Genomic DNA, 23,088 nt, shown 5'->3' on the forward strand with positions numbered 1-23,088 from the left:
GCCGGGTCCGGTGCCGCCCCGGCCCCGCCCCGGCCCGCGTCCGCTAGCTCCAGCGTCCCGTGCGTCCCAGGACCAGTGCCGTCGCCGCCGTGCCGGCCGTGGAGGTGCGCAGCACGCTGCGGCCCAGCCGGTACGGGCGCGCCCCGGCCGCCTCGAAGACGGCCAGCTCCTCCGGGGAGACGCCCCCCTCGGGGCCGACGATCAGCACGACCGAGCCCTTCGCGGGGAGTTCGGCGGTGGCGAGCGCCCCGCTGGGGTGGTCGCGGTCCTCGTGCAGGACGGCCGCGAAGTCGGCCTCCGCCAGGAAGGCGGCGACCTGCTTGGTGGTCATCACCTCGGTGACCTCGGGGAACCGGGAGCGGCGCGACTGCTTGCCTGCCTCGCGCGCGGTGGACCGCCACTTGGCGAGCGCCTTGAGGCCCCGGTCGCCCTTCCACTGGGTGATGCAGCGGGAGGCGGCCCACGGAACGATCGCGTCCACCCCGGTCTCCGTCATGGTCTCGACGGCGAGTTCGCCCCGGTCGCCCTTGGGCAGCGCCTGGACGACGGTGATCCGGGGCTCCTCCTCGGGGTCCTCGTGGACCTCGTCGACCCGCACGGTGAGCTGGTCCTTGCCCTCGGCGGTCAGCACCACGCACGCCGCCCAGCGGCCCCGGCCGTCGGCGAGGACCAGTTCCTCGCCCTCCCGCAGCCGTTTCACGGAGACGGCGTGCCGCCCCTCGGGGCCGTCCAGGAGGAAGCTCCCGGCGCCGGGAACGGCGTCGACGACGAAGACGGGTGCGGTCATGAGGCGCTCCTGTGGGCCTGGCCGGAGAGGGCGGTGTCGAGTTCGGCGGCCAGCACCTCGACCAGCCGCCCGGCGGGGAGTTCGCGGGCGAGCCGGTGGCCCTGGCCGGCCCACAGGGCCATGCCCTGGGCGTCGCCGGCGGCTGCGGCGGCCTTGCGGAGCGGGGCGGTGAGGTGGTGGATCTCGGGGTAGGCGGCGGGGGCGTACGGCCCGTGCTCGCGCAGGAACCGGTTGACGAGGCCGCGCGCCGGGCGTCCGGTGAAGGCCCGGGTGAACGCGGTCCGGGTGAACAGCGGGTCGGTCAGGGCCCGCTTGTGGAGCGGGTGGGCGCCGGACTCGGGGCAGCAGAGGAACGCCGTGCCGAGCTGGGCGGCGTCGGCCCCGGCCGCGAGGACGGCGGCGATCTGCGCGCCCCGCATGATCCCGCCGGTCGCGAGGATCGGCAGGGCGACACTCTCGCGGACCTGGGTGAGGAGGGTGAGCAGCCCGGTGCCGGGGGCGTCGTCGTCGGCCGGTTCGTCGCGGAAGGTGCCCTGGTGTCCGCCGGCCTCGGTGCCCTGCACGCAGACGGCGTCGGCCCCGGCGAGCTGCGCGGCGAGGGCCTCCTCGGCGGAGGTGACGGTGACGATCGTGTACGTGCCGGCGCGGGCGAAGGCGGCGAGGGCCTCGGGCGTGGGGCAGCCGAAGGTGAAGGAGACGACGGGGACCGGGTCCTCCAGGAGGATGGCCAGTTTGCCGTCGTAGCCGTCGTCGCGGCTGTCGTCGGTCTCGCCGAGCGGGGTGTCGTACCAGGTGGCCTCGCCGGCGAGCTGGTGGCGGTAGACCTCGACGGCGGCCGGGTCGGCGGGCCGCCCGGACTGCGGCAGGAAGAGGTTGACGCCGAAGGGCCGCGAGGTGAGCGCGCGCACCTGCTTGATCTCCTGGTACATGCCTCCGGCGGTCTTGTACCCGCCGGCCAGGAAGCCGAGCGCCCCGGCCTCGCAGACGGCTCCGACGAGCTCGGGGCTGGAGCCGCCACCCGCCATGGGGGCCTGCACGATCGGAAACCGAGAGAGATCGTTCAGTGCGGTGGTGGACATATGGGCATCGTGTCATGACCCCGCTCGGGCGCCGAATCCGTACGTCGCTCGTACGTCAGGTGCGGGGCCGGTGCGCCACGGCGCCACACGTACGTCGGGTACGGGAAAGGGGCGGCCCGTGTGATCACGGCACCGCCCCTTCGTCCGTACGGGCCCTACCGCCCGTTGAACGCATCCTTCAAACGCGAGAACAAGCCCTGCTGCCCCGGCTGACTGTGTCTGCCCGGAGGACGACCCCCGGACCCCCAGCAGAGCGCCTACCGCCCGTTGAACGCATCCTTCAAACGCGAGAACAAACCCTGCTGCCCCGGCTGACTGTGTCTGCCCGGAGGACGACCCCCGGACCCCCAGCAGAGCGCCTACCGCCCGTTGAACGCATCCTTCAAACGCGAGAACAAACCCTGCTGCCCCGGCTGACTGTGTCTGCCCGGAGGACGACCCCCGGACCCCCAGCAGAGCGCCTACCGCCCGTTGAACGCATCCTTCAAACGCGAGAACAAACCCTGCTGCCCCGGCTGGAACTGGCCGGTGGGCCGCTCCTCGCCGCGCAGCTTGGCCAGTTCGCGCAGGAGGCGCTCCTGCTCCGCGTCCAGCTTGCCCGGCGTCTGCACCTCGACGTGCACGATCAGGTCGCCCCGGCCGTTGCCCCGCAGATGGGTGACGCCCCGGCCGTGCAGCGGGATCGACTGACCGGACTGGGTGCCCGGACGGACGTCGATCTCCTCAAGGCCGTCGAGGGTCTGGAGCTGCACCTTGGTGCCGAGCGCCGCCGCCGTCATCGGGAGGGTGACCGTGCAGTGCAGGTCGTCGCCACGCCGCTGGAAGGTCTCGTGCGGCGTCTCGTGGATCTCGACGTACAGGTCGCCGGCGGGGCCGCCGCCGGGGCCGACCTCGCCCTCGCCCGCGAGCTGGATCCGGGTGCCGTTGTCGACACCGGCCGGGATCTTGACGGTGAGGGTGCGGCGGGAGCGGACCCGGCCGTCGCCCGCGCACTCGGGGCACGGGGTCGGGACGACGGTGCCGAAGCCCTGGCACTGCGGGCAGGGCCGCGAGGTCATGACCTGGCCCAGGAAGGACCGGGTGACCTGGGAGACCTCGCCACGACCGCGGCACATGTCACAGGTCTGCGCGGAGGTGCCGGGTGCGGCGCCCTCGCCCGAGCAGGTCGTACAGACGACCGCCGTGTCGACCTGGATGTCCTTGGTGGTGCCGAAGGCCGCCTCGTTGAGGTCGATCTCCAGACGGATCATGGCGTCCTGGCCGCGGCGGGTCCGCGAGCGCGGTCCGCGCTGCGAGGCCGTGCCGAAGAAGGCGTCCATGATGTCGGAGAAGTTGCCGAAGCCACCGGCCCCGAAGCCGCCCGCGCCGCCTCCGCCGGAGGCCGAGAGGGGGTCGCCGCCCAGGTCGTAGACCTGCTTCTTCTGCGGGTCCGAGAGGACCTCGTAGGCGGCGTTGATCTCCTTGAAGCGTTCCTGCGTCTTCGGATCGGGATTGACGTCCGGGTGCAGCTCGCGGGCGAGCCTCCGGAACGCCTTCTTGATCTCGTCCTGGGAAGCGTCGCGGCGCACGCCGAGTACGGCGTAGTAGTCCGTGGCCACTTACGACTCCGCCAGGATCTGTCCGACGTAACGTGCCACTGCGCGTACCGCTCCCATCGTTCCGGGGTAGTCCATGCGGGTCGGTCCGACCACGCCGAGTTTGGCGACTGCCTCGCCGCCCGAACCGTAGCCGACCGAGACGACGGACGTGGAGCTCAGCCCCTCGTGGGCGTTCTCGTGCCCGATGCGTACGGTCATGCCCGATTCCTTGGCCTCGCCCAGCAGCTTGAGGAGCACGACCTGCTCCTCGAGAGCTTCCAGGACGGGCCTGATCATCAGGGGAAAGTCGGGGCCGAAGCGGGTGAGATTGGAGGTGCCTCCGATCATCAGCCGCTCCTCGTGCTCCTCGACCAGGGTTTCGAGGAGGGTCGCGAGCACGGTCGAGACCGTGGCGCGGTCCTCGAGCTCCTCGAAGGACTCGGGGAGGTCCTGCACCAGCTGCGGCACGTCGGCGAACCGGCGACCGACGACCCGGCTGTTGAGCCGGGCCCGCAGGTCGGCGAGCGAGGTCTCGCCGAAGGGCGCGGGGCAGTCGACGACCCGCTGCTCGACACGTCCGGTGTCCGTGATGAGCACGAGCATCAGGCGGGCCGGGGCCAGCGAGAGCAGTTCCACGTGCCGGACGGTCGAACGCGTCAGCGAGGGGTACTGGACGACGGCGACCTGACGGGTCAGCTGCGCGAGCAGCCGGACCGTGCGCCCGACGACGTCGTCCAGGTCGACGGCTCCGTCGAGGAAGTTGTGGATGGCCCGCCGCTCGGGCGTCGACAGCGGCTTGACGCCGGCGAGCCGGTCGACGAAGAGCCGGTAGCCCTTGTCGGTCGGGATCCGGCCGGCGCTGGTGTGGGGCTGGGCGATGAACCCCTCCTCCTCCAGCACCGCCATGTCGTTGCGCACGGTGGCGGGTGACACGCCGAGCTTGTGGCGCTCGGTGAGCGCCTTGGAGCCGACGGGCTCCTCCGTCCCGACGTAGTCCTGGACGATGGCGCGCAGGACCTCGAGTCTGCGTTCGCTGAGCATCGTGCGCACCTCCAGCTGTCGTCGTCGTTCCGGTTGCTCCGCTTTTGGCACTCGACCTGTCCGAGTGCCAGCGATCCCCCGGTCAGTGTACGGCGGCGGGCGTCGCTCCTGGCAAGGTGGCGACGCCCCCACCGGTTAGCGTCGCCCCATGGACGTGGATTGGGAAGCGTACGGATGGGAGCGGCTCGCGGACGGGGTGGGCCGGCGGCGGCTGCCCGGCTGGGACGCCACGGTCGGACTGGTCCTGGGCGAGCGGGCGGTGCTGCTGTACGACACGGGCTCCTCGCTCGCGGAGGGCGCCGAGCTGCGGACGCAGATCGCGGGCCTCACGGGCGGCCGGAGAGTGACACACATCGCACTGAGCCACCCCCATTTCGACCATGTCTTCGGCACGGCGGCCTTCGCCGGGGCGGAGGTCTTCGGCGCGGTGGGTTCGGACGAGCTGATGGGCCGGGTGCGGGACCGGGAGGCGCTGGGCGAGGACGCGGTACGGCAGGGGGTCGGCGAGGCGGCGGCAGCGGAGGCGGTGGACTCCCTGGTGGCCCCGCGGCACACCGTCTCCGGCGAATGGACGCTCGACCTGGGCGGCCGGCAGGTCCTCCTGGCGAACGTCAGCCCCGGCCACACCGGCCACGACCTGGTGCTCCTGGTGCCCGGGGAGCGGGAGGTGGTCTTCTGCGGCGATCTGGTGGAGGAGTCGGGCGAGCCGCAGGCGGGCCCGGACGCGGTCCCGTCCCGCTGGCCGGACGCGCTGGACCGGCTGCTGCGGCTCGGCGGCGAGGACGCGGTGTACGTGCCGGGGCACGGGGCGGTGGTGGACGCCACGTTCGTACGGACCCAGCGCGGTGAACTGGCAACGCGCTTCGCGGTGTCGTAGCGTCCACCGAATGCGCAGCTACGACCCGGACCTGACGCCCTCGTGGAAGAAGCCGAAGCCCGTCCCGGAGATCCCGGCCGACCGCGATCTGGTCGTGGAGGAGGTCTCCACGGGCTTCTGCGGGGCGGTGATCCGCTGCGAGGCGGGCACGGTGACCCTGGAGGACCGCTTCGGCAAGCACCGGGTGTTCCCGCTGGAACCGCGCGGCTTCCTCCTGGAGGGCCGGGTGGTGACCCTGGTCCGCCCGTCCTCGTCGGCGCCGGTGCGCCCGTCCCGTACGGCCTCCGGCTCGGTGGCCGTCCCGGCGGCGCGGGCGCGGGTGGCGCGGGCGGGCCGGATCTACGTCGAGGGCCGCCACGACGCGGAGCTCGTCGAGCGGGTCTGGGGCGACGACCTGCGCGTCGAGGGCGTGGTCGTGGAGTACCTGGAGGGCGTCGACGACCTGCCGTCGATCGTCGCGGAGTTCGGCCCGGCGCCGGACGCCCGCCTCGGTGTCCTCGTCGACCACCTCGTCCCGGGCTCGAAGGAGTCGCGGATCGCCGCCCGGGTGACCTCTCCGGACGTGCTCGTCGTCGGCCACCCGTACATCGACGTCTGGGAGGCCGTGAAGCCCTCCTCGCTCGGCATCCCGGCCTGGCCCGCGGTCCCGCGCGGCCAGGACTGGAAGACCGGCGTGTGCCGGGCCCTCGGCTGGCCCTCGGACAACACCGGCGCGGTCTGGCAGGCGATCCTCAAGCGCGTGGAGTCCTACAAGGACCTGGAGCCGGAGCTGCTCGGCCGGGTGGAGGAGCTGATCGACTTCGTGACGGCGCCGTAGGAGCGCCGTCCCGGGACGGTGCGCCCGTTGTCCCGGGACAACGGAGCCGTGCCGGGACGCACGGGTCCGTGCCAGCGTGGCGGAACGATCACTCGCACCACCACGCCCCTGGAGGAAACCGTGTTCTCCCGCCCCGTGTTCAAGAGAGCGGCGCTGCTGACCTCGTCCGTCGCCGTCGCCGTGGTGAGCCTCGCCGGCACCGCGAGCGCCGCCCCCTCCGCCCCGTACGTCTCGTACGGAGACCAGGGCGACGGTGTGCGGTGCGTGCAGGCGGCCGTGAACTGGTCCCACACCTCGTCGGCACGGCTGGAGGAGGACGGCATCTGGGGCGATCGGACACAGTCCGGCGTGCTGGACTTCCAGCGCGCGAAGCTGGGCAGCTCCCAGGCGGACGGCGTCGTCGGCCCCGACACGGGCGACAAGATGCTGGCGGTCCTGGGCCAGAACCCGGCGATGTACGAGTTCTGCTACGACGTGCTGCCCTCCCACTACTGACCGGCCCGCGCCGCCCTGCCCCTGGCCATGTCACCGGGGCGGGGCTGGGCGGGTCGTCGGGAAAGGGGCGGAAAAGACAGGCCCTAGTCCACGAGGTCCCGCACCACCGCGTCGGCGAGCAGCCGGCCCCGCAGGGTCAGGACCGCGCGCCCGGCCTCGTAGGGCCCGGGGTCGAGGAGCCCGTCGGTGAGCGCCTTGCGGGAGGCGGCGAGGCCCGCGGGCTTGAGCAGCGAAAGCTCCACGCCCTCCTTGAGCCGCAGTTCGAGCAGCACCCGCTCGACCCGCCGGTCCTCCTCGGAGAGCAGTTCCCGGCCCGCGCCGGGCGACTTCCCGCCGGCCAGCGCGGCCGCGTACGCCCCGGGATGCTTCACGTTCCACCAGCGCACGCCGCCCACGTGGCTGTGCGCGCCCGGTCCGGCGCCCCACCAGTCGGCGCCGCGCCAGTACAGCTCGTTGTGGAGGCAGCGGCCGGCCTCCGAGGTGGCCCAGTTGGACACCTCGTACCACTCGAATCCGGCTCCGGAGAGGACGTCCTCGGCGATCAGGTACCGGTCGGCGTGGACGTCGTCGTCGGTCATCGGCACCTCGCCGCGCCGGATGCGGCGGGCCAGCTGTGTCCCCTCCTCGACGATCAGCGCGTAGGCGCTGACGTGGTCGGGCCCGGCGCCGATGGCGGCGTCGAGGGAGGCCCGCCAGTCGTCGTCGGACTCGCCGGGGGTGCCGTAGATCAGGTCGAGGTTGACGTGCTCGAACCCGGCGGCCCGCGCCTCCGCGACGCACGCCTCGGGGCGTCCGGGGGTGTGCGTCCGGTCGAGGATCTTGAGGACGTGCTGCCTGGCGCTCTGCATGCCGAAGGAGATCCGGTTGAAGCCGCCCTCCCGCAGCTCCGCCAGATAGGCCGGGTTCACGGACTCGGGATTGGCCTCGGTCGTCACCTCGGCGTCGTCCGCCAGCCCGAACTCGTCCCGGACGGCCCCCAGCATCCGTACGAGGTCACCGGCGGCGAGCAGCGTGGGCGTACCGCCGCCGACGAACACGGTCCGCACGGGCCTGGGGTCGTCGCCGAGCACCTTCCGGGCCAGCCGGATCTCCTCGGCGACCTGCTCGGCGTAGTTGTCCCGGGAGGCGAGCACCCCGCCGGTGCCGCGCAGCTCGCTCGCGGTGTAGGTGTTGAAGTCGCAGTACCCGCAGCGGGTCGCGCAGTACGGCACGTGCAGGTAGAACCCGAGCGGCCGCTCCCCCGCCCCTTCGAGGGCGTGCGGGGGCAGCGCCCCGTCGTCGGGCACGGACTCACCATCGGGCAGTACGGAAGGCATGAGCCCCATTGTCCCGTACTGCCCGGGGTGAACGCCCTGCCCTGTGGACAACCTGTCCACAGGGCAGCGCTCAGGACACGCACGCGCCGGTCAGGACTCCCGGCGACCCCGCGTCTGCTGCGGTCAGGACTCCCGCGACCCCGCGTACATGTCGTCGATGAGGCCCTTATACTCCCGCTCCACCACCGGACGCTTCAGCTTCAGCGACGGCGTGAGCTCGCCGTGCTCGATGTCGAGGTCGCGCGGCAGCAGACGGAACTTCTTGATCGTCTGCCAGCGCTGGAGGCCCTCGTTGAGGCGGTCGACATAGCCCTGGACCATCGTCACGGTCTGCGGCGCGGCGACGACGTCGGCGTACGACCTGCCCGCGAGGCCGTGCTCGGCGGCCCAGCCGAGCAGGGTGGGCTCGTCGAGGGAGATGAGCGCGGTGCAGAAGTTCCGGTCGGCGCCGTGGACGAGGATGTTCGAGACGAACGGGCAGACGGCCTTGAACTGGCCCTCGACCTCGGCCGGCGCGATGTACTTGCCGCCGGAGGTCTTGATCAGGTCCTTCTTGCGGTCGGTGATCCGCAGGTAGCCGTCGGGGGACAGCTCGCCGATGTCGCCGGTGTGGAACCAGCCGTCGGACTCCAGGACCTCGGTCGTCTTCTCGGGCAGGCCGTGGTAGCCCTCCATGACGCCGGGACCGCGCAGCAGCACCTCGCCGTCGTCCGCGATCCGGACCTCGGTGCCGGGGAGCGGCTTGCCGACGGTGCCGGTGCGGTAGGCCTCGCCCGGGTTGACGAAGGAGGCGGCGGAGGTCTCGGTGAGGCCGTAGCCCTCCAGGATGTGGATGCCCGCGCCGGCGAAGAAGTAGCCGATGTCGGGGGCGAGCGCGGCGGAGCCGGAGATGCAGGCGCGCAGGTTGCCGCCGAAGGCCTCACGGATCTTGGCGTAGACGAGCGCGTCGGCGACCTTGTGCTTGGCGGTGAGGCCGAAGGGCGCGGAGGCGGTGCCGGTGCGGCGGAAGTTGTCCTGGGTGGCCTTGGCGTACTCGCGGGCGACCTCGGCGGCCCACTGGAAGATCTTGTACTTGGCGCCGCCCCCGGCGCGGGCCTTGGCGGCGACGCCGTTGTAGACCTTCTCGAAGATGCGGGGCACGGCGGCCATGTAGGTCGGCTGGACCACCGGCAGGTTCTCGATGATCTTGTCGACGCGGCCGTCGACGGCGGTGACGTGCCCGACCTCGATCTGGCCGGAGGTGAGGACCTTGCCGAAGACGTGCGCGAGCGGCAGCCACAGGTACTGCACATCGGCCTGGGTGACGAGGCCGGTGGCGGCGATGGCCTTGGCCATGTACGACCAGTTGTCGTGCGGGAGGCGGACACCCTTGGGGCGGCCGGTGGTGCCCGAGGTGTAGATGAGGGTGGCGAGTTGCGTGGAGGTGATCGCCGCGACCCGCTCCTTGACGGCCTCGGGGTGCTTCTCCAGATAGGCCTTGCCGCGTGCCTCCAGCTCGGCGAGCGAGATCACCCATTCGCCGTCGCTCTCCACTCCGGTGGTGTCGATGACGACCACATGGCGGAGGTTCGGCAGGTCGGCGCGGCGCTCGACGGCCTTCGCGAGCTGGGCCGCGTCCTCGGCGATCAGGACCTTCGACTCGGAGTCCGAGAGGATGAACGCCGACTCCTCGGCGTTGGTCTGCGGGTAGACCGTGGTGGTCGCGGCGCCCGCGCACATCACACCGAGGTCGGCGAGGATCCACTCGACGCGGGTGGAGGAGGCGAGGGCGACCCGCTCCTCGGACTCCACGCCGAGGTCGACGAGGCCGGCGGCGATCGCGTAGACCCGCTCGGCGGCCTGACCCCAGCTGAGCGACTTCCAGTCGTCCGGGCCCGCACCGGCGGCGGGCGTCGGGTAGCGGTAGGCCTCCGCATCCGGGGTCCGCTCGACGCGCTCAAGGAAGAGGGTCGCCACGGAGGGCGGCCGGTTCTCGATCTGGGTCTGTGTGTCGCTCACGACGTCCTCCGGGCGGCGGCGGTGCCTTCTGGTGGTTCGTAACTAACTGGCGAGTAACCTTCGAGCCGGGATCAGAGTAAAGGGCCGGGGACCGGCGCGTAAGGGTCTGCAGGGTGCCGCTTGATAACGAACGGGCCCACGCGCCCGTGGCACGTGGACCCGTTGTCCGCACAGGGCAGCCGGTGCGGCGGCCTGGGGCTACTTCTTCTTGCCGGAGGACTCGTCGCTCGACAGGACGGCGATGAAGGCCTCCTGCGGCACCTCCACGGAGCCGACCATCTTCATGCGCTTCTTGCCTTCCTTCTGCTTCTCCAGCAGCTTCCGCTTACGGGAGATGTCACCGCCGTAGCACTTGGCGAGGACGTCCTTCCGGATGGCGCGGATGGTCTCGCGGGCGATGACCCGGGAGCCGATGGCGGCCTGGATCGGCACCTCGAAGGCCTGCCGCGGGATGAGTTCGCGCAGCTTGGCGACGAGGCGCACGCCGTATGCGTAGGCGGCGTCCTTGTGGGTGACGGCGGAGAAGGCGTCGACCTTGTCGCCGTGCAGCAGGATGTCGACCTTGACCAGGCTGGAGGCCTGCTCGCCGGTGGGCTCGTAGTCGAGCGAGGCGTAACCGCGCGTCTTGGACTTCAGCTGGTCGAAGAAGTCGAAGACGATCTCCGCGAGGGGCAGCGTGTAGCGGATCTCGACGCGGTCCTCGGAGAGGTAGTCCATGCCGATGAGGGTGCCGCGACGCGTCTGGCACAGCTCCATGATCGCGCCGATGAACTCGCTGGGGGCCAGGATCGTGGCGCGTACGACGGGCTCGTACACGTCGTCGATCTTGCCCTCGGGGAACTCGCTCGGGTTCGTGACCGTGTGCTCGCTGCCGTCCTCCATGACCACGCGGTAGACCACGTTCGGCGCGGTGGCGATCAGGTCGAGACCGAACTCGCGCTCCAGCCGCTCGCGGATCACGTCGAGGTGGAGCAGACCGAGGAAGCCGACGCGGAAGCCGAAGCCGAGCGCGGCGGAGGTCTCCGGCTCGTAGACGAGCGCGGCGTCGTTGAGCTGGAGCTTGTCGAGGGCCTCGCGGAGGTCCGGGTACTCCGAGCCGTCCAGCGGGTAGAGGCCCGAGAACACCATCGGCTTCGGGTCCTTGTAGCCGCCGAGGGCCTCGGTGGCGCCCTTGTTCAGGGAGGTGATCGTGTCACCGACCTTGGACTGACGGACGTCCTTCACACCGGTGATGAGGTAGCCCACCTCGCCGACGCCGAGGCCGTCGGACGACGTCATCTCGGGGGACGAGACACCGATCTCGAGCAGCTCGTGGGTGGCGCCGGTCGACATCATCCTGATGCGCTCGCGCTTGTTGAGCTGGCCGTCGACGACACGGACGTAGGTCACGACACCGCGGTAGGAGTCGTAGACCGAGTCGAAGATCATCGCGCGGGCGGGCGCGTCGGCGACGCCGACCGGGGCCGGCACGTCACGGACGACCCGGTCGAGCAGCGCCTCGACGCCCATGCCGGTCTTCGCGGAGACCTTGAGGACGTCCTCCGGCTGGCAGCCGATGAGGTTGGCCAGCTCCTCGGAGAACTTCTCCGGCTGGGCGGCCGGGAGGTCGATCTTGTTCAGGACCGGGACGATGGTGAGGTCGTTCTCCATCGCCAGGTAGAGGTTGGCGAGCGTCTGCGCCTCGATGCCCTGCGCCGCGTCCACGAGCAGCACCGTGCCCTCACAGGCCGCGAGCGACCGGGAGACCTCGTACGTGAAGTCGACGTGCCCCGGGGTGTCGATCATGTTCAGGATGTGCGTCCTGCCCCCACCCTGCCCGTCGGTGGGCGCCCACGGCAGCCGGACCGCCTGGGACTTGATCGTGATGCCGCGCTCCCGCTCGATGTCCATGCGGTCGAGGTACTGGGCACGCATCTGCCGCTGGTCGACGACACCGGTCAGCTGGAGCATCCGGTCGGCGAGCGTGGACTTGCCGTGGTCGATGTGCGCGATGATGCAGAAGTTGCGGATCAGAGCCGGGTCGGTACGGCTCGGCTCGGGCACGTTGGTAGGAGTCGCGGGCACGCAGGGTCTCGTCTCGGGGCGATGTCGGATCGATACGTAGGCTCCATGGTCCCATGCCCGTCGCCCGGCGCCCGGTTTGGGCGGGCGCGAGGGTCGCTGATACTGTGGACAGCTGTGTCTCGTATGCCCTCTCAGCTGCGAGGCGCATCCAGAAGGAACATCGAACCTGTAAAGGCTCTTTTCGTGGCGAACATCAAGTCCCAGATCAAGCGGAACAAGACGAACGAGAAGGCGCGCCTGCGCAACAAGGCCGTCAAGTCCTCGCTCAAGACCGCGATCCGCAAGGCCCGCGAGGCCGTCGCCGCGGGTGACGTCGAGAAGGCCGTCGTGGCTTCTCGCGCCGCCGCCCGCGCGCTCGACAAGGCTGTCTCGAAGGGCGTCATCCACAAGAACGCCGCCGCCAACAAGAAGTCGGCGCTGGCCACCAAGGCTGCCGCTCTCCAGGGCTGAGCCCTGATGTGATCGGCCGTACGGGATCCAGCGGGCCCTCTCTCCCGCTCCCGCCCGGCCACCCAGGACTCGCACGCGGACGCGTTCGCCACGCGGGTGCGAGCCCACCCTGAACACGCCGAAAGCCCCGCCTCTCCTCCCCCAGGAGAGCCGGGGCTTTCGCCGTTCCCGGGGCGACAGGAACTGCCTTCATGCCGATGATGCGGGCTGGGGGTCGAGGGGGCGGGGCCGGGGGCCGGGCCCTAAGCGGCCAAGGGAAAGCCGCCGAGGCCGGCTGGGGCGGGGCGAAGCCCCACAGCTCAAGACCGCCCCGCCCACCGAGACCGAGCGCGCAGCGCCACGGCGCGAAGCCGCCAAACCCACGCGGGGTCCCGCGGTAAGCCCCTGGGGCGCAAAGCTGCCGCACCCGCTGGAGTTCGGGGGCGGAGCCCCCGGCAATCGGGCTTGTGCCCACCCGCCCCCGGCAGGGTTTCGGGAAGGGGCGGGGTGGGGGAAACCGCTCCGGCGCCGGCCACCTACCGCCCGCACCGACCCCCCGGCCCCGGCCCCGGCCCCGGCCCAGACCTACCCCGCCCCACCCACAATCACCGACCCGCAGACACCCCCGCCCCCTACCCCCGCCGCATCCTCGCCGCCCGAGCCACCGCGACCACCGCCTTCTCCAGGGCGTATTCCGGGTCGTCCCCGCCGCCCTTCACCCCCGCGTCCGCCTCCGCGATCGCCCGCAGCGCGAGCGACACCCCGTCCGGGGTCCAGCCCCGCATCTGCTGCCGTACGCGGTCGATCTTCCAGGGCGGCATCCCCAGCTCCCGGGCGAGGTCGGCGGGTCGCCCGCCCCTCGCCGAGGACAGCTTGCCGATCGCCCGTACACCCTGCGCGAGCGCACTGGTGATGAGCACCGGCGCGACCCCGGTCGAGAGCGACCAGCGCAACGCCTCCAGCGCCTCCGCCGCCCGCCCCTCGACGGCGCGGTCCGCGACGTTGAAGGAGGACGCCTCGGCGCGCCCCGTGTAGTACCGCCCGACGACGGCCTCGTCGATCGTCCCGTCCACGTCGGCCGTGAGCTGCGCCGCCGCGGACGCGAGCTCCCGCAGGTCGCTGCCGATCGAGTCCACGAGCGCCTGGCAGGCCTCCGGCGTGGCCGACCGCCCCAGCGCCCGGAACTCCTGCCGTACGAACGTCAGCCGCTCCGCCGGCTTGGTGGTCTTCGGGCAGGCCACCTCCCGTGCCCCCGCCTTCCGCGCGGCGTCGAGCAGCCCCTTGCCCTTGGCCCCGCCCGCGTGGAGCAGGACGAGCGAGATGTCCTCGATCGGATCGTCGAGGTACGCCTTGATGTCCTTGACCGTGTCGGCGGCGAGATCCTGGGCGTTCCGCACGACCAGGACCTTCCGCTCGGCGAAGAGCGAGGGGCTGGTGAGCTCGGCGAGCGTCCCGGGCTGGAGCTGGTCGGACATGAGGTCGCGGACGTCCGTGTCGGCGTCGGCGGCGCGGGCGGCCGCCACCACCTCCTGGACGACACGGTCGAGGAGCAGGTCCTCCTGCCCCACGGCGAGCGTCACGGGACCGAGGAGTTCTTCGGGGGAAGTCTTTCTGGTGGCCATCGCGATCCAGCATCCCACGGGCCACTGACACCCATGCCCGAGAATGGCCGGGTGAGCGAACGACACGTACTGGTACTCCCCGACCGCGACGCCGCCGAGGAGGTCGCGGGCGAACTCCCCGACCGTTTCGGCCTGGCGGAGGAACCTCAGCTCGTACGGGACTCCCTGGCCGGGGAGGACGACGCGGAGGACGCCCAGTGGCTGGTGGTGGTCGAGGATCCGCACGGCAGCCTGGACCCGGCGGCCCTCGACGAGCTGGCCGCCGAGTACGAGGGCTGGCTGGAGGCCCCGTAAGACACCCGCGGGGACGTCCACGGGGTCGCCCGCAGGACCGGCCGGCGACCCCGCCCCGCTCCGGGCGGCGCCCGCCCGTCAGCCCCGCGTCGACTTCGGAACGATCTGGATGTCGAGCTCGATGCTGATGCTCGACCCCACTGCCGAGATCCCCCGCGCGAGCAGCGTCTGCCAGGTGAGGGTGAAGTCCTCCCGGTGCAGTTCGGTGCTGGCCCGGCAGGCACCGCGGGTCTCGCCCTCCAGCCCGCTCCCGAGGCCCAGGTACTGGGTGTCGAGCGTCACCGTGCGGCTCACGCCGTGCAGGGTGAGTGCGCCGGTGACGGCCCACCGGTTGCCACCCCTGTGCGTGAAGCGCTCGCTGAAGAACTCCAGCGTGGGATAGGCGCCGACGTCGAGGAAGTCACCGGACCGCAGGTGGTCGTCGCGCATCTGCACCCCGGTGTCGATGGACGCGGCGTCGATGACGACATGCATCGCCGACTGTTCCATCCGCTCACCGATCCGCACCGCGCCCGCGAAGCTGTTGAACCGTCCGTGGATCCGGGCCAGGCCGATGTGGCGCGCCGTGAACCCGATCTGCGAGTGCGTCGGGTCGATCTCCCAGTCGCCCGCCTCGGGGAGCGGGGGCTGCGGGGCGATCTGGAGCAGTACGTCACCGAGCCCGGCGTGGCCGCCCTCGGCGACGACGGCGGTGCCGTGGTGCGGCGTATAGCCCTCGGCGGTGATCGCGAGCCGGTACTCGCCCGCCGGTACGGTCGCGAGCGCCGTGCCGTACGGGTCGGTCTCCCCCGCGAGCACCTTGCGCCCCGCGGCGTCGCTGACGACGAACTCGGCCTGCCGGACCGGTTCGTGCACCGGGTCGAGCACCCGGCAGCTCAGCATTCCCGCAGAGGCGGGTACGGCGAGACCGGCGAGCGGACCGCCCCGGGCGGCGCCCGCCGCACGCTTCCCGAAGAGACGATCGAACATTCTTCACGCACCCCCGTGCGACTCGTTCATTGTGCAACGAAGTCGCATTCGATCACCGCCGACACGTTCTAGGCAAACCGGGCAAGCCCGCAGCAAGTGTTACCGACGGTTCGAATCGGAAATTCCACTTTACTCGGTCACCGAGCGCGACCCGCGCAGAAGAACGCACCTCCCCGCACCTACGCGACCGGCGCCGATTCCCCTTCCCGCTTCGGCAACTCCCGCATCCACGGCAGCGGCGAGGGCAGCAGCCACAGCACGGCGAAGACGGCCCCGACCGTGGCGATCCAGAGCGTCGGCCGCAGTCCGATCGCGGTGCCGAGCAGCCCTCCGACAAGCGCGCCGAGCGGGCGGAAGCCATGGTTGAGCGTCCGGAAAGCACCCATGACCCGGGCCCGCACGGCGTCGGGTATCAGCGCCATCAGGAACGATCCCACCGCCACATCCACGATCATCACGCCGACGCACGAGAGGAACTCCGCCAGGAACAGCACGAACACCACCAACGTCCGCGGGCCGCCGGCCAGAGGTATCAGGAGCAGCGGCAGCGTGAACCCGAGGAAGCCGGCGACGAGCGAGCCGCCGATGCCGATCCGCCGGACAACCGCTCCGCTCCACACCGCCCCGAGAAGACCGCCCACGGCGCCGGTCGCCAGCACCAGGCCGAGCAGGCCCGCCCCGAGGCCGAGTTCGGTGGTCGCGTAGAGCACGAAGAGCGTGTGGAACATGAAGTTGAAGAACTGCACCGTCCCGGAGGCGGAGAACAGCGCACGCATCGAACGCTCCCGGAGCACCCAGCGCATCCCCTCGGTGAAGTGCCCCTTGGTGACGGGCGCGGGCGGGGGCTCGGCCGGGGCGATCCGGGCCAGGTACCCGGCCGACACCAGGTACGTGAGGGCGTCCGCGACCAGGGCGAAGGGAGCGGTGAGGAACTGCACCAGGAGGCCGCCGACCCCGGGCCCCGCGAGCCAGGCAGTCGAACGGCTGCCGTTGACCAGCGAGTTCGCCTGCACATAGCGCTCGGTGGGCACCAGCGCCACGAAGAGCGTGGCGTTGCAGACCTCGAAGAGCACGGTGAGCGCGCCGACCCCGAAGGCCACCACGTAGAGCTGGGTGAGCGTCAGGGCGTCGAGCGCGTAGGCCACGGGGAGGGACAGCACCAGTGCCGCCCGCCCGAGGTCGGTCGCGATCATGGCGCGCCTGCGGCCGGCCTGACGGTCGGCCCAGGCGCCGAACGGCAGGTTGAACAGGAGCGCGGGCAGGAGTTCGGCGGCCTTGAGCCAGCCCATCGCGGCGGCGTCGGCGCCGAGTACCAGCACCGCGGCGAGCGGAATCGCCATGAGCGATATCTGGTCCCCGGCGAGCGAGATGGTCTGTCCTGTCCAGTACCGACGGAAGGTCCGCTCGCGCAGCAACGGCGGCACCCGGCCCATGAGGCCCATACGCTTCACTCCTCCCACTGCTCCCACTCCCCTCTCACTCCTCATCGCTTTCGGGTACGTCCTGGTCCAGGTAGGCGATCTGCAGGACGGTGACGGGCCGCGAGCCCTCCGGCCGGAGCGACGGGTCGGCGGCACGCGTCTCGTAGGGCCGGAACAGCTCGTCGATGCGCTCCCCGATCCCGGCCAGCTCCTCGGGGGTGAGGTGGAGCACGCGGTCGCCGAACTGCTCGGCCTCCCGCCACTCCCTCGGCAGCCGGTGCCGGCCTTCCATGGCCCGGGTGACCCGCTCGAAGTAGCACTCGACGATCGCCGCGCCCAGCGCGTCGGCCGCTTCCGTGACCGCCGCATCCTCGCTGTACTCCGGCCACTCCGTGTACCGGGCCGTGGCCCGCCAGGGCTTCTCCCGGCCCTTGCCCCCCGGCGCCTTCTCCACCAGCCCGTACTTGGCGAGTATCCGCAGGTGGTAGGAGCAACTGGCGACGGACTCCCCGGTCAGCTCGGCCGCCCGGGTGGCGGTGAACGGTCCGCTGGTGCGGAGCAGCCCCACCAGGGACATCCGCAGGGGGTGGGCGTACGCGCGGAGTGCGCGCGGGTCGGTGAGCCGAATACTGCGGGGCTGCTCGCCCTCGGGCCGTGGGTCACTGTTCTCCGACATGATGTAAAGATATCTTTAGAAAGACTCCTTTACAAGGATGGTCCTCGGTACGGCCACGAGGCCCGGCCCCGCTCCCACCACCGCGATCGCCCCGTCCCGATCGGTCCGCAGCACTCGCGCCCCGCCGGCCCGCAGCAGCTCCAGAGTCCGGGGCGAAGGGTGCCCGTACGGGTTGTCCCGCCCGGACGAGACCAACGCGAGCCTCGGCCGCACCGCCCGTATCAGCCCCGGGTCCTGGTGGGCGGAACCGTGGTGGGCGACCTTGAGCACGTCCACCGGCCCGAGGCCCGGATGGGCCCGTAGCAACGCCCGCTGCGCCGGTGGCTCCAGATCACCGAGCAGCAACAGGGTCAGCCCTCCCGCCGCCCGGACGAGCAGGGTGACACTGGCGTCGTTCGGCCCGGCGACGGATTCCCCGGCCACCGCCCCCGCCTCCGGCGCCGGCCAGAGCACCCGCCACTCCAGGGCCCCGGCCCGCCGCCGTTCCCCCGGCCCCGCGCGGATCAGCGGCACACGCGCGGTAGCCGCCGTCCGCCGGACGAACGCGGCCTGGCCGGGCGGCTCTTCCAAACCCGTCGTCTGGATCGCCCCCACCGCCCGCCCGCGCAGCACCCCCGGCAGCCCGGCCACATGGTCCGCGTGGAAATGGGTGAGCAGCAGCAACGGCACGCTCCTGACCCCGAGTTCGCGCAGACACCGGTCCACTGCCTCCGGCTCCGGTCCCGCGTCCACCACGACGCCCGCGTCCCCGCCCGCCGCGAGCACTGTCGCGTCCCCCTGCCCCACCTGGCACATCGCGAACACCCAGCCCGGCGGCGGCCATCCGGTGGCCCACCGGGTCAGCGGCGCCGGCCGCACCACCACGAGGAGGAGCACGACGACGACCAGCACACCGATCGGCCCCCGGTACGGAAGTCTGCGCGCCCCGAGCACGACCACGGCCGTGAGCAGCGCCAGGGCGAGGCCGCCCCACCACCCGCCCGGCCAGTTCAGTTCCGCCCCCGGCAGGGCGGCGCCCGTACGGGCCACCCGAGCGATCCAACCGGCGGGCCACCCCGCCAGCCAGGCGACCCACTCCGCCGCCGGCGTCCACACCGCCGCCAGGGCGAGCGCGGCGAATCCGAGCACCGTCGCGGGCGCCACCGCGAGCTCGGCGAACAGGTTCGCCGGAATCGCGACCAGACTCACCCGCGCGGCGAAGACCACCACGACCGGGGCACAGACCGCCTGCGCCGCCAGTGAGGCCGCGAGGGCCTCCGCGAGCCCACCGGGCACCCCTCGCCGCCGTAGCCCCTCGCTCCACCCCGGGGCGACCATGAGCAGGGCGCCGGTGGCCAGGACCGAGAGCAGGAATCCATAACTCCGGGCCAGCCAGGGGTCGTAGAGCACCAGCGCCAGGACGGCGGCGGCCAGCGCCGGAATCAACGATCTCCGCCGGCCGGTCCCGATCGCGAGCAGCACCACGAACCCGCAGGCCGCCGCCCGAAGCACGCTCGGATCGGGCCGGCAGACGACCACGAACGCCAGCGTCAGCGCTCCCCCGGCCAAGGCCGTGCCCCGCAGCGAAAGCCCCAGCCGGGGCGCGAGCCCGCCCCGCTCCACCAGGTGGGCCCGCCCCGGGCGCCCCACGAGCAGAAGCAGCACGATGGAGAGGTTGCTTCCTGAAACAGCAAGCAAATGGGTGAGATCCGTCGCCTGGAAGGCGTCCCGCAGCTCGGGCTCGACCCTGGACGTGTCGCCCACGACCAGGCCGGGCAACAGGGCCCGCGCATCGGGTGGCAGCCCCTCGGTCGCCCGCCGCAGCCCCGCGCGCAACTCCCCCGCCGTCCGTTGCAGCGCGCTCGGTGGCCCGATGATCCGAGGCGCCCCGGCGTCGTCGACCTTGAGCACCGCGGCGAACGGATCGTCCGGCCGTGCCGGCGGTGCGAGCCTCCCACCGACCCTCAGCCGGGTCGACGGCAGGAGCCGTAACCACTCCTCCCGCCCCTCCCCCGGCGGCACGATCAGCAGGACCGGGGCCCTGGTCCGATGGGCCGTGCCGTCGGACCGCTCGGCCCTGGTGACCACCCCGTCCAGGACGACCGAGACCGGGACCGTCGCACTGCCCCGCACACGGGGCCGGGTGAGCCTCGGATCGGAGGCCACCGTCACCTCCAGCCACACCCGCGCCGACTCCTTCGCCAGCACCGGAACGGGACCGCGCCGCAGATCCGCCGCGTGCAGCCCCGCCGAGGTCGCCCCGGCGGCAGCGCACAGCAGGGCTCCGGCACACGCGGTCGCCCGCAACCGCCACCCCGGCGACCCCGACCACCGGCGAGTGCCCCCGGCGACGCGGCCGCCCCCGGAGGGCGCCCCGGAATCCATCTCCGAGACACCCCGGCGGGCCTCCCCGCCACCGAACCTCCGGGCCACCCCCGGCACCAGCAGACCGACGGCCACCACCAGACACACCGCGACCCCGCCGAGCGTCCACCACCCGGTGGCACCGAGCGCGCAGGCCGCCGCCGCCCACGCCGCCACCGCGAGCGGAACGAGCCGGAGATCCACGGGCCCCTCCTCCCACCCGGCGGCCCGGCGCTCCTCCTCGGCCCCGGCGCTCTCCGGCTCGCCGGCCGTCCTCTCCCGGCCCTTCACGGCCGGACCAGGGGTTCGAGGTCGGCGAACCGGCGTTCACCGATGCCGTTGACCTCCCGCAGCTCCCCGACCGACCGGAATCCGCCGTGCTCCGTCCGATGGTCGACGATGTGCCGGGCGAGGACGGGACCGACCCCGGGAAGGGTGTCGAGCTGCTCCGCCGTGGCGGTGTTCAGGCTCAACGGCACCCCCGGCCCGCCTCCTCCCGCGCCCCCGGGACCGGGACCGCCCGCCGCCACCCCCGGCAGTCCGACGAGCACCTGCTCGCCGTCGGAGAGGACACGGGCCCGGTTGAGCCCGGTGAGATCGGCGCCCGGCTTCGCCCCGCCCGCGGCACGCAGGGCGTCCGCCACCCGCGAGCCCGCGGGCAGCGTCAGCACCCCTGGCCTGCGCACCTTCCCACCGACATCGACGATCACCCTCGCCCCACCCGACGCGGCGCCCGGACCCCGAGGAGGCGCTGTCCCCGTCCCGGCGCGAGATCCGGGCGCGGGCGCGTCCGCGACGGGCACGGCCCGCACGAGTTCGGGAGCGCGCACCGGCTCCGGCCGACCCGTCCAGAAGTAGCCGCCCGCGAGCCCCGCGGCGACGACCAGGACCACCACCACCGCGGCCAGCGACCTGGGTTCGAGCCCACAACGCGTCTGCACCCACACCGGCATCCGCTCGCGCAACGCCTCCGCCAGCCGCCCCCGAGCCCCGGGCGGCGACCCCCGCTCAAACGCCTCGGGCGCCTCCGGCGCCTCGGGCGCCTCCGGCACCACCGCACCGCCGGCCACCCCCACCGGCACCGGCCCCACAGCCACCGCGCCCACCGGCACCGTCCCCACGGCGCCCGCCCCCACCGCCCCCGCAGCTCCAGGAAACAGCGCGTCGCCCCGGCGCCGTACCCCCGCCCCGGGAATCCCCGTGGCCGTCCTCCCGACCCTGGCCCGCCTCCCGGCCCGCCCGGGAGACGCTCCGCGCGCTCCGGGGCGGCTCCGCCCGTCGGAACCCGACGCCCTGCCGGGTCCGCTCGTCGGAGCACCCCTCGTGCCCAGGGTGCGTGGAGTGGTCGATGCCGTACGTGTACGAAGAGTCATGCGGATGACGCTAGGTATCGCGACCGCACCGTGCGGGACCCGACGAGGTTCCGTGGACAGGGGCCCGGCTGTGGAAAACTCCGTCACTCCCCCGAGTGACGGTTCTCAGCGCGGCGAGACGACGACCGCGAGCAGCCCGGGCCCGGTGTGCGCGCCGATGACCGCTCCCACCTCGCTGACCTGGATCTCCGCCATTCCCGGCACACGCTCCCTGAGCCGGTCCGCGAGCGCCGCGGCCCGTTCCGGGGCGGAGAGGTGGTGGACCGCGATGTCGACGTCGCCGGAACCGGCCCGTTCCACCGCGATCTCCTCCAGGCGCGCGATGGCCCTCGAGGCAGTGCGCACCTTCTCCCTCAGCTCGATCCGCCCGCCGTCGAGTTCGAGGAGCGGCTTCACCGCGAGCGCGGAGCCGAGCAGCGCCTGTGCGGTCCCGATGCGTCCGCCCCGGCGCAGATAGTCCAGGGTGTCGACGTAGAAGTAGGCCGAGGTCCCCGCGGCGCGCTTCTCGGCAGCCGCGACGGCTTCGTCGAGCGAACCGCCGGCCTCGGCGATCCGCGCCGCCTCCAGGGCGCAGAAGCCGAGCGCCATCCCCATCATCCGGGTGTCCACCACGCGCACGGGCAGCGGCGCGTCCTTCGCCGCGAGCACGGCGGCGTCGTAGGTCCCGGAGACCTCGGCGGACAGATGGAGCGAGACGACGCCTGTCGCCCCGGCCTCGGCGGCGTCGCGGTAGGCCTCGGCGAAGACCTCGGGGCTCGGCCGCGAGGTGGTGACGGGGCGCTTCTTCTGCAGGGCCTCGGCGAGGGCCTTGGCCGAGATCTCGGTGCCTTCCTCCAAGGCGCGGTCGCCGATGACGACGGTCAGCGGGACCGTGGTGATCGCGTGCCGCTCCCTCGTCTGGCGTGGCAGGTAGGCCGTGGAATCGGTGACGATCGCGACATGCCGGGACATGAGCGGGAGGTTACCCGCCGAGACCGCCGCACGGCAGCCCGGCCCCACCGGCGACACGTCGAGCTTCCGTCCGGACGCCCGCGCCCGGGCTTCCGTCCTCCGCCCGGGTGCCGTCAGGTGGTGGTCTCGGGGCGGGCCGACTTCTCCCAGGGGTAGGCGGTCCGACGCGGATCGGGCGCCGTGATCGCGGACCGCTCACCGCCGGCCCCTTGCCCGGCCTGCCCGGCGGTCCCGGACTGCCCGGACGGCGCGGCCCCGAATTCGTCGGTGCCCGCCGCCGCACGCGGCGAGCTCTCCGGGCCGGTCCAGTGGCGCAGTGCCCCCGCCTCGACGTCGATCTGGTCGCTCAGCGACGACAGGTCGTCCTCGGCGAACTTAAGGGCCCGGTCCCGGGCGGCGCGGCGCAGCGCGTCGGCCGAGCTCGTGATCCGTTCGGTCCGCGCGGTGAGTTCGGGGAGCTGCCCGGCCACCCATGCTCGGTCGGGCTCCCGCTCAAGGCGCCTGAGGTCGTCGTCCAGTTCGAGCCCGTGCCCGCTGAGCCGGCGGAACAGGTCCAGCGACTCCTTCAGCGAAGCGTCCTCGCCGACACCCGCCTGGAGCGCCTCCTGCGTGGCCCGCATGGAGGTGCGCAGCGAGAGCCGGAGTCTGGCCAGCTCGCCCGGGACCCCTGTCTGGCCGAAGCTCTTGGCCCGCAGCGTGGTGTCCTCGACCGTGCGCCGCGCCTGGTCGATCGTGCGGTCGACCCCGCGTTTGGCGGCCTTGACAGCCTTCACGGTGACGAAGACACCGAGCGCCACGAACGACAAGAAGAGCAGCGCCATGATCGTGATAATCGTGGCTTCCATGTGTGCCCCTCCGGCGTCCGTCGGTTCCCACGGATGTGGTCCCTCCACCGTAAACGGAACGGGCAGGCCAGGGGTTCCTTCGGAACCCCCAACCTGCCCGTAGGGGAAACCCCT

At 72.5% G+C, this 23,088-nt stretch carries 20 protein-coding genes; 5 read left to right on the forward strand and 15 right to left on the reverse strand.

Features of this window, described 5'->3' with window-relative positions; translation table 11 throughout:
* Nucleotides 1–43: 43 nt before the first annotated feature.
* From V4Y03_RS10400 to hrcA, 4 genes are all read right to left on the reverse strand, one after another.
* Nucleotides 44–787, reverse strand: coding sequence for a 16S rRNA (uracil(1498)-N(3))-methyltransferase (locus V4Y03_RS10400; RefSeq protein ID WP_317874840.1), 744 nt, complete (start codon nt 785–787; stop codon nt 44–46).
* Nucleotides 784–1,866 (reverse strand): nitronate monooxygenase, encoded by a 1,083-nt coding sequence (locus V4Y03_RS10405; RefSeq protein ID WP_332434732.1) that lies wholly within the window; start codon nt 1,864–1,866, stop codon nt 784–786. The genes V4Y03_RS10400 and V4Y03_RS10405 overlap by 4 nt, the downstream gene beginning before the upstream one ends.
* Before the next feature lie 461 nt (nt 1,867–2,327).
* The gene (gene dnaJ, locus V4Y03_RS10410) at nt 2,328–3,464 is read right to left on the reverse strand and encodes a molecular chaperone DnaJ (protein WP_056559063.1); all 1,137 of its coding nucleotides are present in this window, start codon (nt 3,462–3,464) and stop codon (nt 2,328–2,330) included.
* Nucleotides 3,465–4,484: a heat-inducible transcriptional repressor HrcA gene (gene hrcA / locus V4Y03_RS10415; RefSeq protein WP_317874842.1), complete on the reverse strand. Its 1,020-nt coding sequence runs from the start codon at nt 4,482–4,484 to the stop codon at nt 3,465–3,467.
* A 148-nt stretch (nt 4,485–4,632) separates the two neighbouring features.
* Between hrcA and V4Y03_RS10420 the strand changes: the two genes are divergently transcribed.
* The 3 genes from V4Y03_RS10420 (at nt 4,633) to V4Y03_RS10430 (ending at nt 6,673) form a co-directional block, all read left to right on the forward strand.
* Nucleotides 4,633–5,361, forward strand: a complete 729-nt coding sequence (locus V4Y03_RS10420) for an MBL fold metallo-hydrolase (RefSeq protein ID WP_332434733.1) — start codon at nt 4,633–4,635, stop codon at nt 5,359–5,361.
* Nucleotides 5,362–5,371: 10 nt separating this feature from the next.
* Complete coding sequence (locus V4Y03_RS10425; protein ID WP_317874844.1) at nt 5,372–6,178, forward strand: DUF3097 domain-containing protein; 807 nt, start codon at nt 5,372–5,374, stop codon at nt 6,176–6,178.
* A gap of 120 nt (nt 6,179–6,298) precedes the next feature.
* Nucleotides 6,299–6,673, forward strand: coding sequence for a peptidoglycan-binding domain-containing protein (locus tag V4Y03_RS10430; RefSeq protein ID WP_332434734.1), 375 nt, complete (start codon nt 6,299–6,301; stop codon nt 6,671–6,673).
* 83 nt (nt 6,674–6,756) lie between these two features.
* Here the strand turns inward: V4Y03_RS10430 and hemW are convergent, their stop codons facing one another.
* From hemW to lepA, 3 genes are all read right to left on the reverse strand, one after another.
* Nucleotides 6,757–7,989, reverse strand: a complete 1,233-nt coding sequence (gene hemW / locus V4Y03_RS10435) for a radical SAM family heme chaperone HemW (RefSeq protein ID WP_317874846.1) — start codon at nt 7,987–7,989, stop codon at nt 6,757–6,759.
* A 123-nt stretch (nt 7,990–8,112) separates the two neighbouring features.
* Nucleotides 8,113–9,987 carry an AMP-dependent synthetase/ligase gene (locus tag V4Y03_RS10440; protein WP_332434735.1) on the reverse strand — a complete coding sequence of 625 codons (1,875 nt, stop codon included), beginning with the start codon at nt 9,985–9,987 and terminating at the stop codon, nt 8,113–8,115.
* A 198-nt stretch (nt 9,988–10,185) separates the two neighbouring features.
* Complete coding sequence (gene lepA / locus V4Y03_RS10445) at nt 10,186–12,051, reverse strand: translation elongation factor 4 (protein WP_317874848.1); 1,866 nt, start codon at nt 12,049–12,051, stop codon at nt 10,186–10,188.
* 183 nt (nt 12,052–12,234) lie between these two features.
* Between lepA and rpsT the strand changes: the two genes are divergently transcribed.
* On the forward strand, nt 12,235–12,501 hold the full coding sequence (gene rpsT, locus V4Y03_RS10450) for a 30S ribosomal protein S20 (protein WP_317874849.1): 267 nt from the start codon (nt 12,235–12,237) through the stop codon (nt 12,499–12,501).
* A gap of 611 nt (nt 12,502–13,112) precedes the next feature.
* Here the strand turns inward: rpsT and holA are convergent.
* Nucleotides 13,113–14,102, reverse strand: a complete 990-nt coding sequence (gene holA, locus V4Y03_RS10455; protein ID WP_332434736.1) for a DNA polymerase III subunit delta — start codon at nt 14,100–14,102, stop codon at nt 13,113–13,115.
* Between the two features lie 33 nt (nt 14,103–14,135).
* On the opposite strand from holA, the gene V4Y03_RS10460 reads away from it, so the two are divergent.
* Nucleotides 14,136–14,396 (forward strand): hypothetical protein, encoded by a 261-nt coding sequence (locus tag V4Y03_RS10460; protein WP_443079767.1) that lies wholly within the window; start codon nt 14,136–14,138, stop codon nt 14,394–14,396.
* A 78-nt stretch (nt 14,397–14,474) separates the two neighbouring features.
* Here the strand turns inward: V4Y03_RS10460 and V4Y03_RS10465 are convergent, their stop codons facing one another.
* The 7 genes from V4Y03_RS10465 to V4Y03_RS10495 form a co-directional block, all read right to left on the reverse strand.
* Nucleotides 14,475–15,365, reverse strand: coding sequence for a YceI family protein (locus V4Y03_RS10465; RefSeq protein WP_332434738.1), 891 nt, complete (start codon nt 15,363–15,365; stop codon nt 14,475–14,477).
* Nucleotides 15,366–15,544: 179 nt separating this feature from the next.
* A complete protein-coding gene (locus V4Y03_RS10470; protein ID WP_332434739.1) occupies nt 15,545–16,807 on the reverse strand; it encodes an MFS transporter in 1,263 nt (420 codons plus the stop codon).
* A 34-nt stretch (nt 16,808–16,841) separates the two neighbouring features.
* Nucleotides 16,842–17,462 carry a winged helix-turn-helix domain-containing protein gene (locus V4Y03_RS10475; protein ID WP_317874854.1) on the reverse strand — a complete coding sequence of 207 codons (621 nt, stop codon included), beginning with the start codon at nt 17,460–17,462 and terminating at the stop codon, nt 16,842–16,844.
* A gap of 15 nt (nt 17,463–17,477) precedes the next feature.
* Nucleotides 17,478–19,826 (reverse strand): ComEC/Rec2 family competence protein, encoded by a 2,349-nt coding sequence (locus V4Y03_RS10480; protein WP_332437145.1) that lies wholly within the window; start codon nt 19,824–19,826, stop codon nt 17,478–17,480.
* A 266-nt stretch (nt 19,827–20,092) separates the two neighbouring features.
* The gene (locus V4Y03_RS10485) at nt 20,093–20,902 is read right to left on the reverse strand and encodes a helix-hairpin-helix domain-containing protein (protein WP_443079768.1); all 810 of its coding nucleotides are present in this window, start codon (nt 20,900–20,902) and stop codon (nt 20,093–20,095) included.
* Between the two features lie 381 nt (nt 20,903–21,283).
* A complete protein-coding gene (locus V4Y03_RS10490) occupies nt 21,284–22,129 on the reverse strand; it encodes a DegV family protein (RefSeq protein WP_332434741.1) in 846 nt (281 codons plus the stop codon).
* 113 nt (nt 22,130–22,242) lie between these two features.
* The gene (locus tag V4Y03_RS10495; protein ID WP_332434742.1) at nt 22,243–22,974 is read right to left on the reverse strand and encodes a hypothetical protein; all 732 of its coding nucleotides are present in this window, start codon (nt 22,972–22,974) and stop codon (nt 22,243–22,245) included.
* Nucleotides 22,975–23,088 lie beyond the last annotated feature (114 nt).

It is taken from the genome of Streptomyces sp. P9-A4, assembly GCF_036634195.1.
In the GTDB taxonomy this organism is placed as follows: Bacteria; Actinomycetota; Actinomycetes; order Streptomycetales; family Streptomycetaceae; genus Streptomyces.

Excerpts from the sequence above, each read along its gene's own strand:
- V4Y03_RS10400 (WP_317874840.1), bottom strand. The coding sequence starts at position 787 with ATGACCGCACCCGTCTTCGTCGTCGACGCCGTTCCCGGCGCCGGGAGC.
- V4Y03_RS10405 (WP_332434732.1), bottom strand. The coding sequence starts at position 1,866 with ATGTCCACCACCGCACTGAACGATCTCTCTCGGTTTCCGATCGTGCAG.
- hrcA (WP_317874842.1), bottom strand. The coding sequence starts at position 4,484 with ATGCTCAGCGAACGCAGACTCGAGGTCCTGCGCGCCATCGTCCAGGAC.
- V4Y03_RS10420 (WP_332434733.1), top strand. The coding sequence starts at position 4,633 with ATGGACGTGGATTGGGAAGCGTACGGATGGGAGCGGCTCGCGGACGGG.
- V4Y03_RS10425 (WP_317874844.1), top strand. The coding sequence starts at position 5,372 with ATGCGCAGCTACGACCCGGACCTGACGCCCTCGTGGAAGAAGCCGAAG.
- hemW (WP_317874846.1), bottom strand. The coding sequence starts at position 7,989 with ATGCCTTCCGTACTGCCCGATGGTGAGTCCGTGCCCGACGACGGGGCG.
- holA (WP_332434736.1), bottom strand. The coding sequence starts at position 14,102 with ATGGCCACCAGAAAGACTTCCCCCGAAGAACTCCTCGGTCCCGTGACG.
- V4Y03_RS10460 (WP_443079767.1), top strand. The coding sequence starts at position 14,136 with ATGCCCGAGAATGGCCGGGTGAGCGAACGACACGTACTGGTACTCCCC.
- V4Y03_RS10465 (WP_332434738.1), bottom strand. The coding sequence starts at position 15,365 with ATGTTCGATCGTCTCTTCGGGAAGCGTGCGGCGGGCGCCGCCCGGGGC.
- V4Y03_RS10470 (WP_332434739.1), bottom strand. The coding sequence starts at position 16,807 with ATGGGCCTCATGGGCCGGGTGCCGCCGTTGCTGCGCGAGCGGACCTTC.
- V4Y03_RS10475 (WP_317874854.1), bottom strand. The coding sequence starts at position 17,462 with ATGTCGGAGAACAGTGACCCACGGCCCGAGGGCGAGCAGCCCCGCAGT.
- V4Y03_RS10480 (WP_332437145.1), bottom strand. The coding sequence starts at position 19,826 with ATGGATTCCGGGGCGCCCTCCGGGGGCGGCCGCGTCGCCGGGGGCACT.
- V4Y03_RS10490 (WP_332434741.1), bottom strand. The coding sequence starts at position 22,129 with ATGTCCCGGCATGTCGCGATCGTCACCGATTCCACGGCCTACCTGCCA.
- V4Y03_RS10495 (WP_332434742.1), bottom strand. The coding sequence starts at position 22,974 with ATGGAAGCCACGATTATCACGATCATGGCGCTGCTCTTCTTGTCGTTC.